At 58.6% G+C, this 14,317-nt stretch carries 12 protein-coding genes and 2 pseudogenes; 6 read left to right on the top strand and 8 right to left on the bottom strand.

Annotated elements, in window-relative coordinates; translation table 11 throughout:
• Positions 1-10 precede the first annotated feature (10 nt).
• The 4 genes and pseudogenes from GA0061103_RS34465 to GA0061103_RS34450 all read right to left on the bottom strand — a co-directional run bounded on the left by GA0061103_RS34465 (position 11) and on the right by GA0061103_RS34450 (position 4,616).
• Positions 11-994 (bottom strand): lysylphosphatidylglycerol synthase domain-containing protein, encoded by a 984-nt coding sequence (locus tag GA0061103_RS34465; RefSeq protein ID WP_141694516.1) that lies wholly within the window; start codon positions 992-994, stop codon positions 11-13.
• Positions 942-1,565 carry a class I SAM-dependent methyltransferase gene (locus tag GA0061103_RS34460; protein ID WP_092720456.1) on the bottom strand — a complete coding sequence of 208 codons (624 nt, stop codon included), beginning with the start codon at positions 1,563-1,565 and terminating at the stop codon, positions 942-944. Before GA0061103_RS34460 ends, GA0061103_RS34465 begins: the two co-directional genes overlap by 53 nt.
• Positions 1,566-1,735: 170 nt before the next feature.
• On the bottom strand, positions 1,736-2,755 hold the full coding sequence (locus tag GA0061103_RS34455; protein WP_245304962.1) for a glycosyltransferase family 2 protein: 1,020 nt from the start codon (positions 2,753-2,755) through the stop codon (positions 1,736-1,738).
• Positions 2,756-3,036: 281 nt separating this feature from the next.
• Positions 3,037-4,616, bottom strand: a pseudogene (locus tag GA0061103_RS34450) (type IV secretory system conjugative DNA transfer family protein).
• On the opposite strand from GA0061103_RS34450, the pseudogene GA0061103_RS35530 reads away from it, so the two are divergent.
• Positions 4,610-4,774, top strand: a pseudogene (locus GA0061103_RS35530) (P-type DNA transfer ATPase VirB11); the annotation flags it as partial. The pseudogenes GA0061103_RS34450 and GA0061103_RS35530 sit on opposite strands and share 7 nt — an antisense overlap.
• 213 nt (positions 4,775-4,987) lie before the next feature.
• Here the strand turns inward: GA0061103_RS35530 and GA0061103_RS34440 are convergent.
• Complete coding sequence (locus GA0061103_RS34440; protein WP_092720449.1) at positions 4,988-6,373, bottom strand: O-antigen ligase family protein; 1,386 nt, start codon at positions 6,371-6,373, stop codon at positions 4,988-4,990.
• A gap of 155 nt (positions 6,374-6,528) precedes the next feature.
• Positions 6,529-7,104 (bottom strand): sugar transferase, encoded by a 576-nt coding sequence (locus tag GA0061103_RS34435; protein ID WP_092720448.1) that lies wholly within the window; start codon positions 7,102-7,104, stop codon positions 6,529-6,531.
• Positions 7,105-7,289: 185 nt separating this feature from the next.
• Here GA0061103_RS34435 and GA0061103_RS34430 point away from each other — a divergent pair, with 185 nt between their 5' ends.
• Entirely contained in the window at positions 7,290-8,225 is a 936-nt protein-coding gene (locus GA0061103_RS34430) for a UDP-glucose 4-epimerase family protein (protein ID WP_092720446.1), read from the top strand.
• 117 nt (positions 8,226-8,342) lie between these two features.
• Here GA0061103_RS34430 and GA0061103_RS34425 read toward each other — a convergent pair whose 3' ends face one another.
• The gene (locus GA0061103_RS34425; RefSeq protein WP_092720444.1) at positions 8,343-9,629 is read right to left on the bottom strand and encodes a nucleotide sugar dehydrogenase; all 1,287 of its coding nucleotides are present in this window, start codon (positions 9,627-9,629) and stop codon (positions 8,343-8,345) included.
• Between the two features lie 266 nt (positions 9,630-9,895).
• On the opposite strand from GA0061103_RS34425, the gene GA0061103_RS35525 reads away from it, so the two are divergent.
• The 4 genes from GA0061103_RS35525 to GA0061103_RS34405 all read left to right on the top strand — a co-directional run bounded on the left by GA0061103_RS35525 (position 9,896) and on the right by GA0061103_RS34405 (position 13,599).
• Positions 9,896-10,084, top strand: a complete 189-nt coding sequence (locus GA0061103_RS35525; RefSeq protein ID WP_092720443.1) for a hypothetical protein — start codon at positions 9,896-9,898, stop codon at positions 10,082-10,084.
• A 157-nt stretch (positions 10,085-10,241) separates the two neighbouring features.
• Positions 10,242-10,925 carry a YoaK family protein gene (locus tag GA0061103_RS34415; protein ID WP_092720476.1) on the top strand — a complete coding sequence of 228 codons (684 nt, stop codon included), beginning with the start codon at positions 10,242-10,244 and terminating at the stop codon, positions 10,923-10,925.
• Between the two features lie 150 nt (positions 10,926-11,075).
• Complete coding sequence (gene galE, locus GA0061103_RS34410; protein ID WP_092720441.1) at positions 11,076-12,059, top strand: UDP-glucose 4-epimerase GalE; 984 nt, start codon at positions 11,076-11,078, stop codon at positions 12,057-12,059.
• A complete protein-coding gene (locus tag GA0061103_RS34405; protein WP_092720439.1) occupies positions 12,037-13,599 on the top strand; it encodes an alkaline phosphatase family protein in 1,563 nt (520 codons plus the stop codon). The genes galE and GA0061103_RS34405 overlap by 23 nt, the downstream gene beginning before the upstream one ends.
• A 68-nt stretch (positions 13,600-13,667) precedes the next feature.
• On the opposite strand, the gene GA0061103_RS34400 is transcribed toward GA0061103_RS34405, so the two are convergent.
• On the bottom strand, positions 13,668-14,174 hold the full coding sequence (locus tag GA0061103_RS34400) for a DUF1993 domain-containing protein (RefSeq protein WP_092720437.1): 507 nt from the start codon (positions 14,172-14,174) through the stop codon (positions 13,668-13,670).
• Positions 14,175-14,317: the final 143 nt, after the last annotated feature.

Here is a 14,317-nt window from a genome sequence, read left to right as displayed (position 1 = left end):
ATGCGTTGGTTTATTTTTTGAACTCAAGAAGCATGATGACCGTGGCAACAAGGGCGTCTCCAACAGTCGTTACGAAACGATATCCGAGTGCGACTGCTGTCGCTTCGGCCGCAGGCAAGCCCGCTGCGGAGAGGCCGGCAATAAGGATAGTCTCGCGGACGCCAAGCCCTCCAGGTGCACCCGGAACGACGAATCCGACGAGCCATGCCGCAGCTCCGATGCCGATCAGTTCGGACACCCCACTAGCAGTAGAAAGGCTTTTGCAGAGCGCGGCTAGCAGCAATCCGCTTCCAATGAAAAACAGTGCGTAAATGGCGAAGGCTACGGCAGCTGCGACAAATGCTTTCCGCCGGGTTTCTGCCATCCTCTGGCGAACAATCGTCGTCGCGCCAACGGCCAGGACGGCAATACCGCCTACAACCAATACGTTGACCAAAGTTGGATCATCGATGCCACGTTCCTCGAGTGCATGGACTAAAACCGCTCTTGCTAACAGTGCCGAGATGCCTGCCGCTGCCAGGAGGATGGTGAGCAATTCCGCTATTTGAGCAAAAGCAAGGGCCTTGTTCGATGCTCCCGCGCTTCTGGCGAGACGATAGCGCCCGACCATGTGAAGTACGTTGCTAGGCAGGTATTTGTAGATTTGCGTTTTTCCATAAATTGCGAGCGCACGTCCGATACCGAACGAGGGATCATCGATGGCAGTCAGTAGCCGATACCACGCCAGTCCACAAAGTTGGAGGATCATCGCATACGCGAAAATGGAGCCAGCAACGGCAAACAGAAATAATGGAGAAACAAGCTGCTGTTGCAGGCTGTCCAGCGAACGGTAGATAGCCCGACCAACGAAGGCAAATGCGGCTAAGCTAACAATGACACCGACGATGCGGACGACAGGCTTCATTCGGTTTGCCTGCGCTGCCAGGCTTTCCGGCGTCGTCTCAATCACAGCGGCAAAGAACCATCGTCCAAGGAAGCGGCGTTCGAACCTCAACGACTTTCATCGTTTTTCCCAGCATATCAATAAAATTGGCGGAGGACCAATGCTGGATGTGACCGGGCGTATTGCCCAGGTCCGTGATGTATTTACCCCGAGCCAGATTGAGTATGCGCCAGATGGGCTCCCTCGGTACGCTGAGGAGGAGATATGGATTTGCCAGCGATTTCAAAACGGCCAACGCACGCTGGGTTTGGGGAACATGCTCCAGCACTTCACAACAGATCACCAGTTCGGCGGACGCTTCCTTCCGTGTCAGATCGAAGAGTGAGCGGGCTTCAAATCTCGGCGCGATGCCACGCTTTGCGCACTGCTGATTGGATTCCGCGACACTCGATATCTCGAGATCGCTTCCACGGACGTCCCAACCGCGGTCGTGAAGACGCATCGACAAATTACCTTCGCCGCATCCAACCTCGTACACTTTGCGGGCTCCGGTCTTTACCGTAAGCTCATCGAAACTGTCCAGGAAGCCATTCATCAAATAGCGGGCGATAGGATTCCGCGTATTGTACTTGTCATAATAGTTGCCAGGGACATTGTCGTATATTGGCGGCGTTTCCGTCATTTTATTTCTTCCTGCTCACGACGCGGCGATAGGCCTGAGGCCCCATCTGCCTTCGATTTCCACCACAAAGAGCCGAACGGTGCCAGAGAGAATTACTTATATTTTATCAACTTGAGCCAGAAGCCCCGGCCTCGTGCCCTTTGTGGAATTGTCATACGCGGGCGATTGGATCACCCACGCGCCTTTGCTTTCTTTTTCGGTTCGCCGGACGTCTCGGCTGGCTGACCATCGATACCAGCCTGCGAGAGGTTGCGCAGTTCTTGCTGCAACTGCCGAATCCTGACCTCTTCGAGCAATTGCCGGTTGACAGCGATGAGTTCGGCGAGAATTCCGCTCATGGCAAGAATACCCGCGAGCGCAAGCAGCGCACTCGAGAGGACGAGCGACTGGATGTTGCCGCTACCACGGCCGGCCATATAGTTATAAAGGAAGCGCAAGACCATCAACGCTCCTGGTATTGCGACAACCGCCGCGCAGGCGGTGAAGAAACGCAGTGGGCTGTAGACGATGAATATTCTAACAATCGTGATCAACGAGCGACGGACGTAGCTTGCTACACTCTTGACGAGCCTTGACGGTCGCAGATCGCCATTTACCCGGATCGGCACGGAGGTGATCGGAATATTCTTGCGCCCCGCCTGGATAATCGTTTCCAGTGTGTAGGTGTATCGGTTGAAGACGTTCAATTGCACTGCCGCGTCGCGATGGATGGCGCGAAAGCCGCTGGGAGCATCGGTGACGGTCGTATCGCTTGCCAGCTTCACGGTCCAGCTACCAAACCTCTGCAGTATTTTCTTGATGGGCGAGAAGTGTTCTATCTCGCTGATCGGTCTGGCGCCTACTACGATCTGCGCACGCTTTTCCAATATGGGGCGGACCAAGTCGGGAATGCAAGACGCATCATATTGATTGTCAGCGTCGGTGTTGACGATGACGTCGGCCCCGAGTTTCAGCGCTGTTTCGATTCCAGTCACGAAGGCTTTAGCTAAGCCCTGATTGTGTGACAACGAAATAATGTGATCGACGCCGTTTTCGGCCGCAACCCGCACCGTCCCGTCGGTCGAGCCATCATCAATGACGAGCCACTCCACCGTGTCGAAACCCTCGACGTGACGCGGGAGATCGGCGAGCGTAAGCGGCAAAGTCCCTTCTTCGTTCAAGCACGGTATCTGGATAATGAGTTTTCGCAATGTAAGTCTCTTTGGCAACTCCCGTGGGGTGCGCGTTTAGTCCGGCTGAAGTTCTAGAGCAATTCACTTATTGCTATGAGATTGCGTCATCAACATCAGGCGCACTTTATACCGTTTATGATTTAAGTTAAGAGTGCATACCGTCGTAAGCCGTCGGCAAGCTTCATCATGTTTTGCGACTACCAGTCGCTGCCAGATTGGCCCGTCAATCTCAAATACCGGCCGTCGACTTTTCCCACTTTGCCAGAATTCGTCATAGGCTTCAGCTTTGTCGCCAAAGCCTAGAACTCCGCAAAACGATTGACTTTTGCCGCCTCATCCATCTCCCTGTGACGGAAATAGATCGCTCGCCCTTGCGCATCGACTGGGTGATTTTGTGCGGCATTATCAGCGGTCGGCGTTGGAAACTGATGCTTTCAGATTTGCGGGCGCCGCTTTTGGAATTGCTCTAGCCGACATTGTGCGAACGTCCCTGGACTTCGACGGTCATCTCTCCGCATTGGGCGGAGACATTGCGTGCTGTATCGAGCGTCTTGATTGCGGCGTAGGACGTGAAGGCGTAGCCTTCAATCCAGGAGTTTGCTCCGTCCTTGCCGAAATGACGCTCGAGCTGGCCGACGGATTGGTACATCAGCATCAATGTGATGCCATACTTGCGCCCGTGATCGTGCGCTTCTTCAAGAATACGCATGTAACCCAGTAGATCGACCTCGTCGAGCATGAAGAGCGCCCTTTGGCGGAAGTCGCCATCGGCCCGGACCATGGCATTGATCAGCGCGCCGCTGATCACTCGGCCAATGCCGGGATAGTAGCGCAGGATTGACGCAGGGATGTTGAGGAAGACGTCCTTCCGTCCGGAAGCGATGTCGCTCGATTTGAACGCATTACCGCAGACCAGTGCGGCATAATCGGGCGATGGCATCACATGCGCCAGAAGCCCAGTTAACAGATTGTGCGCCTGGTTCTGGAAATAGGAACCAGTCGATGTGTCGAAGCGTAAGCTCTCTGACAAAAGCATATGGGCGATACCAACGATGTCTTCTTCCTTATGCGTCGATCGCTCGATCCCATCATGAACGTTGAAGCCCCTGACTGGATTAAATGGGGTCGAGTACCATGACTTCGCGGCCGAGCACATGGGCACGATGTTCGAGAACTATCGGCGCGACCTCAGTCGATGGATCGCGACAGATCGGCGGCCCCTTGTAGCGCAGCGCTGTTGGAATGACATTGCTGGTCGTCTTGAAGCCGCCGGAGCCTGCAAAGAACAACATATGGGTGGAATCGAAATTCTGATTGAAGGTCATGAGTGGCGCCTTGCCACCTTGCCCCCAAGTCCCGTGATCGTTCGGATCAAAAGGCAACTTATGCACGCGGTCACGGTCGACGCGGTAGCGTTCGCCGATGACGATCTCGCCGTCCGGGGGGGAAGAGCTTAGCCACTTCCGGGATGGGCAGCCAATCGGCATCGCCGAAAATGCCGCGCTTGGCGCGCCTGATCGGATCGGAAACGACGATCGAAATGCGCGCGGAGATTGCCACAATACCAAATCCGAGAATGATCCCGGCAACCGCGAAGGCGTCGAGATAAGTGAGCGCCTCGTTCCATATGACGATTCTCCACCCATGGAACCAAACGGGCGTATTCCCGCAGGGTGTAAAAGCCTGCCACGCACAAAAAGCAAAGAAGGCTCGCAAAAGCGATCGGCCGACGGCGATGCTGCGGCAATGCCGAAACGGCCAGAAGCGAGGTGATAGGTCCGGGAAGCAGATTGGGAAGAGGAGCCGCTCGCAAGAACCAATAGGTGATCCGTGCTGGCATGCCGACCGCTAAAACTTGCCACCTACTGCGCGCTGGCAATTGAGCAACTGACGTTACTCGTGAAAGAGTCGGAAGGAGGTCGTGACCTTGAGCGCGGCGATGTTCGTAGTTTGCTCAAGGTCGCGATCGATATTATTGTCCAGTGCAAGCGGATCGACCGGCGGTTTCGGGTGAACGAGATCTATTTCGAGCCGTGATCGAGCGATGATTAGCCCCTGCGCTTTACTTTGTTCGCTTCAACCGAGGTTCCTTGTAAACGGAAAATAGGTGAAAAGGACATGAAACTTCAGTCGCACTCACCCTTCGAAACAACGAACATCACAATCAATGCTTCCGGAAGGACAAACCATCCTAGCTTCGATCGTGGAGTGCTCTGTGTTGCTGTCGAGGCGGTCGTGCAACTATCATGATCATGCTCTCACGGCTGCTTCCTTCCTTTCCACCCTCGACATCGTCAAATATTCCCCCTTCAGCCGCATATGACACCAGCAGGCGAAGGCGGAGGAGGCGAAGGCCAGGCCTTCGCCGATAGCCAGGCGGTTGTTGGAGTTGCTGAGCAGGGTCAGCGAGAAAAAGAAAAGGCAGACGATATAGGCGTGCCACGCGGCTCGGGGGATGATGCCGGCCTTGCGGGCGCGCCAGACGGCGCGGATGAAGACGCCGAGCATGAGGGACATGATTGCAGCGCCGAACAGGCCGTAGCGCACCAGGATTTCCAGATAGCCGTTGTGCAGCAGCGTGTACTGGACATGCGAGTAGCGGGTCTCGGCCCAGCGCTCGAGCCATCTGTTGCCCCAGCCGAAGATCGGCGCCGAGGAGAAGACCTCCCAGCTGTTTGACCAGAGCTGCAGGCGTTCGTCCATCGAGACCGGCGTATTGGTCGAGCTGATGGCGTTTGAGACCACGCCCTCCATCTCATGGCCATTAGCCACATTTTCCACCATGGAAACGGCTGCCGCCACTGTCGGGCCGGCCGTCTTGTCGAGATTGTGCCGGACGCCATAGATACCGGCGATCAACAGGGCTGCGACGGCGATGATGATGATCACGCCGCTCTTCAGGCGCAGGTAAGTCAGTGTAATGAGTGCCAGCAGCGGCAGGGTGATGCCGAGCGCCAGCCAGACGCCTTTCGATTTGGCGCCGTAGATGGCGATGAAACAGAGCGCGAAGATGAAGGGCGAGACGATATAGGCGAAGCGCGCGATCCGGCGGTCGCTCGATTTGTTCGTCAGGTAATGCAAGAGCCAGAACAGGGTGAAGATCACGATCATGCCGCAGGCGACGGCGCCGTGGATCTGGTTGTTCATGATCAGCGGGCGGATGGTCTCGCCGGCAAAGACCTCGCGCAGATGCTGCGTGGCCACCAGCATGATGAGGACCATGGCGAAATAGGCCGCGACGATCTTCTCCATCAGCTCTTCATAGAGCAGGAGGGCGACACCCATGATGGGGAAGAAGAAGGGGAAGGCATAAAGCCAGTCCGAGGCGCCGATATCGTGCTGCGGCGTCAGCCAGAAGGTGATGAAGAAACGAGCCATGACATAGAAGGCCCAGCCCATGCAGAGCCAGCCGATCCAGTCCGTTCGCGGCCGTATGGGGGCCTTTATATAATAATAGAGAGCGATGAGGGACAGTAGCGCGGTGGCATAGCGATAGGCGTCGCTTTCGACCACAGTCGGGGAGGCGACGAGCAGCCAGAGCAGGCCGCCGATGATAGCGACCGGTTTTGTCATGCTGCTGGCAGCCTTTGTGACGCCGATCGGTTCAGCTGCGAGATCAGCATACGGTTTGTTCATGCGCGAGTCGTCCAATGTCGTCCGCCTTCGTCTAGAGTCGGTTCATCATCCGGCATTTCTCGCCCCCATGACGGCCCCTATGGTCGCAAAGGGGCAGGAATACGGCAATTTTCCCATGCTGGTGCGTCAATGATGTCGATTTCGCCGGATGCTTGTTAATGGGCAACTCCGTCGCGCCGGACCACTTTCAAGGCCGTCAGGAAAATGATCCTGAGATCGAAAAGAAACGAGCGCTGGCGCAGATAGTCTTCGTCCAAGGCAACCTTCTCTGGGATCGGCAGTTCGTCGCGGCCGTTGACCTGTGCCCAGCCGGTCAAACCCGGCAGCAAAGCGTCGACGCCGCGCTCTATGCGCAGGGCTATGAGGTCGTGCTGATTGAAAAGGGCAGGGCGCGGGCCGACGATGCTCATCTCCCCTTTGAGGATGCACCAGAGCTGCGGCAGTTCGTCGAGGCTGGATTTGCGCAGGAAGGAGCCGATCGGCGTCAGATAGATCTTGGGGTCCTTCAGCAGATGGGTCGCGACCGCCGGCGTGTCGGTGCGCATGCTGCGAAATTTCGGCATGCGGAAGATCTTGTTTTTGCGGCCGACCCGATCCGACCAATAGAGGATCGGGCCGCGCGACGTCAGCCGCACGGCGAGGGCGACGATCAGGATCGGAATGAAAAAGACGATGGTCGCGGCAAGAGCGGCGAGAAAGTCGAAAAGGCGCTTGGCGATCGTATAAAGCATCGTCTCTTGTAGTTGCATCGTCGCCGGTTTGGGGCGATGAAAGTCGTCATTGCCCTGTGCATCTCATATCGCGAATTTAAGCACAACCATCCACCGCAAGATTCCCAGCCCTTGTTCCGAGCGGATATCCCGTGCAAAGCATGTCTGCGCCAATAGTGATGCGGAAAAGCGGAGGCAGTGCAGGCATGATCCTGGTGACGGGTGCGACGGGTTTTGTCGGGCAGGCCTTGTGTGCCGAGCTTTTGCGACGGCAGATGGATTATCGCCCGGTCAGCCGCAGCTCCCTTTCCGGCTTCGTCGCCATCGGGGCGATGGATAGCCGCACGGATTGGTCCGATGCGCTTGCCGGCGTCGATGTCGTCATGCATCTGGCGGCCCGTGTCCATGTCATGAACGAGAGTGCTGCCGATCCGCTGGCCGCATTTCGCGCCGCCAACGTCGAGGCGACAGCCAATCTGGCGCGGCAGGCCGCAAGTGCCGGCGTCAAACGCTTCGTCTTCCTGAGCTCGATCAAGGTCAATGGCGAGGAGACGGCGGATGGGAAGCCTTTCAAGGCTTCGGATGCGCCGCATCCGGAAGATGCCTATGGCCGCTCGAAGCTGGAGGCCGAGGAAGCCTTGCTTGCGATATCAGCGGAAACGGGCATGGAGGTCGTCATCATCCGGCCGCCGCTCGTCTATGGTCCCGGCGTGAAGGCGAATTTCGCGAGCCTGATGAAATGGGCTGCCCGGCCGTTTCCCTGGCCGTTTGGTGCGGTCCGAAACCGCAGGTCGCTCGTCTTCGTCGGCAATCTCGTCGATTTCATGCTGCTTGGCGCCAGCCATCCGGCCGCCGGAAATCGTGTATTTCTGGTCAGTGACGGCGAAGATCTGTCGATCGGCCAGTTGGTCGCCAAACTATCCCTGGCCATGGGAAGAAAGGCTTGGCTGCTGCCGGTGCCGCCGGCGTTGCTGGAAGGGCTCGCCGCGCTTCTGGGGCGTCGAGCTGCCGGGCAGCGGTTGCTTGGCTCGCTTCAGGTCGATATCGGCGAGACGAGGGCGGTTACCGGCTGGTCGCCGCCCTATTCGGTCGAAGAGGGGGTGGCGGCAGCGGTCGCCGGCGCGGGGGTGAAGGCTCGCTGAGCTGGCCGATCCGCCTTAGAGCAATTCCAGGAAAAGTGCGTAGCGGTTTTCCGTTCGGAATTGCGTGAAAACAAAGAGATAGAGCGGTTCGGAGATTCCGTGAAAAGCTGAACCGCTCTATAGGCTCCAGATCGAATGACCGTCCAGCAGAGGATTGGCTCGATCGAGCGCCGCCTTTACGTCGACGATGACGCCGTTCTCGCTCAAGAGGTCGAGGATACCGGCTGCACCTTCGGTCAGATAGGATTTGTGGGGTACGGCAAGGACGAGGGCGTCGAGCTTGCCGAAATCCTTCAGCTCCATCAGGCGGATGCCATATTCCTCTTCGGCCTCCCGCTGGCTCGCCATCGGGTCGTGCACCAGCGGCTCCAGGCCGAACTGGTGCAGTTCGCTTATAATGTCGGGCACGCGGCTGTTGCGCAGGTCGGGGACATTCTCCTTGAAGGTCAGGCCAAATATGCCGATCCGCGCGCCATTGATCGGCTTCTTTGCCGAGACCAGCATCTTGATGAGCTTCTGGGCGATGAAAGCGCCCATGCCGTCATTGATGCGGCGGCCGGAGAGGATGACCTCGGGGTGATAGCCGAGCTCTTCCGCCTTGGCCGTCAGGTAATAGGGATCGACGCCGATGCAGTGGCCGCCAACCAGCCCGGGAGTGAAGGGCAGGAAGTTCCATTTCGTCCGTGCTGCCTTCAGCACGTCGGCCGTGCGGATATTCATTTTCTCGAAAATGATTGAAAGCTCGTTCATCAGTGCGATGTTGACGTCGCGCTGGGTGTTTTCGATCACCTTGGCGGCCTCGGCCACCTTGATACTGGGGGCGCGGTGGATGCCGGCTTCGACTACAGCGCCATAGACGGCGGCAATCCTTTCCAGCGTTTCCGCATCGTCGCCGGCGACGACCTTCACGATGCGCTCGAAGGTGTGCTCCTTGTCACCGGGGTTGATGCGTTCCGGCGAATAGCCGACGTGAAAATCCTCGCCCTGGCGCAGCCCGGAAACTTCCGCCAGCACCGGGCCGCAAACCTCTTCGGTAACGCCGGGATAGACGGTGGATTCATAGACGATGATAGAGCCTTTTCGCAAAACCTTGCCGATCGTGCGGGAGGCCGAAATCATCGGCCGCAGATCCGGCTGGCGATTGCGGTCGATCGGCGTCGGCACCGCGACGATGAAGAAATCGCGATCCTGCAGGTCCTCGATCTCGCTCGTGATGCGCAGCCCGCTTGCCTTCAGCCGTTCGACGGAAACCTCCCGGGTGTCGTCCTCGCCCGCCTTCAGCGCGGCGACACGGGAGGCTTTGATGTCTAAACCGACCACGTCGCGGAATTTTTCGGCAAGCGCGATCGCGACGGGCAGGCCCACATAACCCAGGCCGATGACGGCAATTTTTTCGTTCAACACAACATACCTCGAACACTCCACCTGAATTAGCCCAAATCCGAAACGGATGTCAGCGCCTAATATTTGCCTTCAGGATCATTTCAGGTGCGGGTCGCATGAATGTGATGACCGGTCAGCCGCTTTGCAATGGCCTGTAAATGCGGCCTTGTCGCATGTCGACCCTCGGCTTCGGCGCAGATGCATAGGATGCCTATCGAAACTTTCTGGTTTCGACCCCATTTATTTGGGTGAGACCTATTTTCTTTTCTCGGAAAGCGTGGTTCGCAATGCGAAACAGCTATCTCAAACATCTACGCGCCCATCGCGAGCAGCTTGAAGCCAAGCTCGAGCTGCATATAGCCCGCTATTGTTTCGGCGACGAAGAAGTGGACGACGGCACGGAAGCAGAGCTCCGGCAACGCATTGCGGAACTGTCTGATGAAATTGCCGCTCTCGAGGCGGAGCGCGGCGAATGAGGCGCGCAAGCTGCAGCTTTTCAACCTATCCGGATAGGTTGAAGCGCCAGCGATCCTTCCGTCGCCTCCAAATATGAGAAGATGAGCCATGCCGGCTCGACATCGGCGGCTGTTCGGCGCGATAAGGTCGGAGACGATCGAAGCCAGCGAGAAAGCGATGAAGCCGAGCCTGTCCACCCTTCTGAGTATCAATGGCGGCTATGTCGACACTGCCGGATTTCTTGCCCTGCATGGGCTGTTTACAGCGCACGTCACGGGCAATTTCGTCACGCTCGGCGCTTCCTTGGCGCTCGGAACCTCGGGCGCGCTGGCCAAGCTTCTGGCGCTGCCGGTTTTCTGCGTCGTCGTCATCTTCGCCCGTCTCATTGGCGGCGATCTCTCGCGGCGCAATCTGCCGACGCTGCAGATCATCCTTACGCTGAAATTGCTGCTACTTGTGTTTGCGGCGATCCTCGCCATGTGCTTCGGCCCGTTTGGCGATGGGGATGGCTGGAAGCCGCTTCTGACCGGGATGACGCTCGTCGCCGCGATGGCCATTCAGACGACGGCGCACCGCATCCATCTCGGTTCGACGCCGCCGACGACGATGATGACGGGCACGACGACGCAGATCATGATCGACATTGCCGATCTGCTGCGCGGCGCCAAGCAGGAGGAAAAAACGGCAATGAAGGCGCGGCTTGGTCGCATGGGCGTTGCCGTCGGCGGCTTTGCTTTCGGTTGTGCGCTGGCGGCGGCGCTTTTCCTGCTTGTCGGCATGGCTTGTTTCCTGCTGCCGCCGGTTCTGGCGCTTACCGGAATTCTCGTGCATGCCGGCAAGGCCGAGGCGAAGCCGGCTTAGCTTTTTCACCTGCGTCCATTCTTGAGACTACCAATCTTGCTTCTTTCTCCCGCCTTGCAAGTCGGCTACAGCTCTCTAAGTGTACGCGTCGGATCGAACCGGTCCGCCGCGTTTGGGCGGCAAATCCTTGTGAGTTAAGAAGGGGTGGTCATGGCAGGAGAAACGGTGCTTGTGGTCGGCGGAGCCGGATATATCGGTTCGCACACATGTCTGGATCTGGCGAATAAGGGGTTCAAGCCCGTCGTCTACGATAATTTCTCCAACGGTCATCGCGAATTCGTCAAATGGGGTCCGGGCGAGGAAGGCGATATTCGCGATCGGGCGCGCCTCGACGAGGTGCTGGCCAAGCACAAGCCTGCCGCCATCCTGCATTTCGCCGCGCTGATCGAGGTCGGCGAGTCGGTCAAGGATCCGGTCGCCTTCTACGAAAACAATGTCATCGGCACGCTGACGCTGCTTTCGGCAGCCCAGGCGGCCGGCGTGAAGGCCTTCGTCTTTTCCTCGACCTGCGCGACCTATGGCCTGCCGCAGAGCGTGCCGCTCGACGAGAGCCATCGGCAGGTGCCGATCAACCCTTACGGCCGCACGAAATATATCGTCGAGCAGGCGCTGGCCGATTACGATCAGTATAAGGGCTTGCGCTCCGTGGTGCTGCGCTATTTCAACGCCGCCGGCGCCGATTTCGAGGGGCGCATCGGCGAGTGGCATACGCCGGAAACCCACGCGATCCCGCTTGCGATCGATGCGGCGCTCGGCCGCCGCCAAGGCTTCAAGGTCTTCGGCAGCGACTACGATACGCGCGACGGCACCTGCGTCCGCGATTACATCCATGTGCTCGATCTGGCGGATGCCCATGTCCGCGCCGTGGAATATCTGCTTGATGGCGGCGATTCCGTCGCGCTTAACCTCGGCACGGGCACGGGTACAACGGTGAAGGAACTGCTCGGAACCATCGAGACCGTGTCGAACCGGCCGTTCCCGGTCGAATATGTCGGCCGCCGCGAGGGCGATTCGACGACGCTCGTCGCCAACAACGACAAGGCGCGCGATATCCTCGGCTGGTCGCCGCAATATGATCTGACGAAGATCATCCAATCCGCATGGAACTGGCATGCCAAGTCCAACCAGCACTGAGCGCGCCTCCGGCAATTCGGGCAAGCGCCCGAACGTTCTGCTGATTTCGGCCGATCAATGGCGGGGAGATTGCCTCTCCGCCGTCGGCCATGAATGCGTGAAGACGCCGAATGTCGATGCGCTCGCCCAGGAGGGCGTGCTGTTCCGGCGGCATTATGCGGGTGCGGCTCCCTGTTCGCCGGCGCGGGCGACGCTTTATACCGGCCTTTATCAGATGAACCATCGCGTTTGCCGCAATGGGTCGCCGCTGGATGCCCGTTTCGACAATGTCGCGCTTGCCGCGCGCCGGGCCGGCTACGATCCGACGCTGTTCGGCTATACGGATACGGCGCCGGACCCACGCAGCCGTGATCCCCATGATCCGCATCTGACGACCTATGAGGGCGTGCTGCCCGGCTTCACGCCGCGGCAGCTTTTGCCCGAGCACGAGAAGCAGTGGCTCTCCTGGTTGCGGTCGCGCGGCCACGCCGATGCCGTCAGCCGCGATATTCATATTCCGGTGGGCGCCGAGCCCGGCGAGATTTCCAACAATGCGCCTGCCTATTCCAAGGACGAGACGCAGACGGCCTTTCTGGCGGGCGAGTTCATCCGTTGGCTCGGCGAGCCGGATCAGCCCTGGTTCGCGCATGTTTCCTTCCTGAGGCCGCACCCGCCCTTCTCTGTGCCGGAGCCCTACAACCGCATGTTTTCTGCCGGTGACGGTCCGGCCTTTGCGCGTGCCGCCGATCGCGAGACGGAAATGGCAGCGCATCCGCTGCTCGCCTTCGGCCTGCCGCTGATCGGCAAGGGCGGCTTCATGTATGGCGGCAAAGGCTCCATCAGCGACTGGACATCTGAGGATTTTGCGGCGATCCGCGCGATCTACTACGGCATGATTGCCGAGGTCGACGCGCAGCTTGGCCGGATCTGGCAGGCATTGAAGGATGCCGGCGCCTGGGACGATACCCTCATCGTCTTCACTTCCGATCATGCCGAGATGATGGGCGACCATTGGATGCTCGGCAAGGGTGGCTTCTTCGACGGCAGCTATCATGTTCCGCTCGTCATTCGCGATCCCCGCCAGCCCGCCACGCATGGCCGGCAGATGGAGCGTTTCACGAGTGCGGCGGATATTTTCCCTAGTCTCTGTGACCGGCTTGGTATCGAACCGGCAAATCATGTCGATGGCGAAAGCCTGCTGCCGTTCCTCGCAGGGTCCGAGCCGGAAAACTGGCGCGACGCGGCTTTCTGGGAGTTCGATTTCCGCGATATCGCCGAGGGTGTCCCCGAGCGGCATTTCGGTTTACGGTCCAATGCCTGCAATCTGGCTGTTATGCGCGACGAGCGCTTCAAATACGTCCATTGCGCCGGGCTTCCGCCGCTGCTCTTCGATCTTGAGAAGGATCCGGCCGAGCTTTCCAATGTCGCCGAGGACGGCGCCTACACGGCGATCAGGCTTGCCTATGCCGAAAAGCTTCTCTCCCTGCGTGCCGAGCATCTGGACCAGACACTTGCCTATACGGTGCTGACAGAAAAAGGGCCGGTTTCGCGCCGGCCCTGATCCGCTTCTGTCATTTGTTTTTACGCAATACCGGGAAAACCGCTACGCACTTTTCCCGGTATTGCTCTTTAGCCGAACGAGCCGAGATAGTTCATCTTGCCGACGGACAGTCCACGGCTGCGCAGGATGTCGTGGGCCGTGGTGACGTGGAAGAAGAAATTCGGCAGCGCGAATTTTGCCAGATAATCCTCGCCCTTGAAAACGATCTTGTTGCCTCCAGGCGTGATCGTCACTTCGCGTGTGTCGGTGCCTTCCATCGTCGCCGGTGTGATCGTCGCGAGGAAATCCTGCGTTTTCTTCAGGCGCTCGCGCAGATCGGCGACGGTCGTCTCGTTATCTTCGAAGCGCGGCGCATCGATGCCGGCGAGACGGGAAATGGCGAGTTTCGCCGTATCGGAGGCGCGCTGATATTGGCCGGAGAGCGGCAGCATGTCGTCGATCAGGCGCGCGGAAACCAATTCCTCCGCTGCAATGCCTTTTTCCGCGGCATGGGCTTCGATCTTGTCGAGATAGGCGGAGAGGTTTTGGAGGCCGCGTTGGAAGACGGGGACCGAGAAACTGTACATCGAGGGCATGTGTGTTCTCCATTGCGGGCCGCGGGCGCGGCCGGTTGGTCGTCTGCATTCTATTCCGTTCCCGTGTCAATGGAATAACCGTTCCATGGTGCCGGGTGCCCGTATGTAGGTTTGGTCATCCAATCTTGCAGCGGCCGCGACGA

The organism is Martinezella multihospitum, from assembly GCF_900094585.1.
Taxonomy (GTDB): domain Bacteria; phylum Pseudomonadota; class Alphaproteobacteria; order Rhizobiales; family Rhizobiaceae; genus Rhizobium; species Rhizobium multihospitium.
This window is presented reverse-complemented; position numbering and strand designations above follow the sequence as displayed.

What these genes read in the sequence shown, in the direction of transcription:
- GA0061103_RS34440 (WP_092720449.1), bottom strand. Translation starts at nt 6,373, where the DNA reads ATGAACAAACCGTATGCTGATCTCGCAGCTGAACCGATCGGCGTCACA.
- GA0061103_RS34460 (WP_092720456.1), bottom strand. Translation starts at nt 1,565, where the DNA reads ATGACGGAAACGCCGCCAATATACGACAATGTCCCTGGCAACTATTAT.
- galE (WP_092720441.1), top strand. Translation starts at nt 11,076, where the DNA reads ATGGCAGGAGAAACGGTGCTTGTGGTCGGCGGAGCCGGATATATCGGT.
- GA0061103_RS34405 (WP_092720439.1), top strand. Translation starts at nt 12,037, where the DNA reads ATGCCAAGTCCAACCAGCACTGAGCGCGCCTCCGGCAATTCGGGCAAG.
- GA0061103_RS34430 (WP_092720446.1), top strand. Translation starts at nt 7,290, where the DNA reads ATGATCCTGGTGACGGGTGCGACGGGTTTTGTCGGGCAGGCCTTGTGT.
- GA0061103_RS34415 (WP_092720476.1), top strand. Translation starts at nt 10,242, where the DNA reads ATGAAGCCGAGCCTGTCCACCCTTCTGAGTATCAATGGCGGCTATGTC.
- GA0061103_RS34435 (WP_092720448.1), bottom strand. Translation starts at nt 7,104, where the DNA reads ATGCTTTATACGATCGCCAAGCGCCTTTTCGACTTTCTCGCCGCTCTT.
- GA0061103_RS34400 (WP_092720437.1), bottom strand. Translation starts at nt 14,174, where the DNA reads ATGCCCTCGATGTACAGTTTCTCGGTCCCCGTCTTCCAACGCGGCCTC.
- GA0061103_RS35525 (WP_092720443.1), top strand. Translation starts at nt 9,896, where the DNA reads ATGCGAAACAGCTATCTCAAACATCTACGCGCCCATCGCGAGCAGCTT.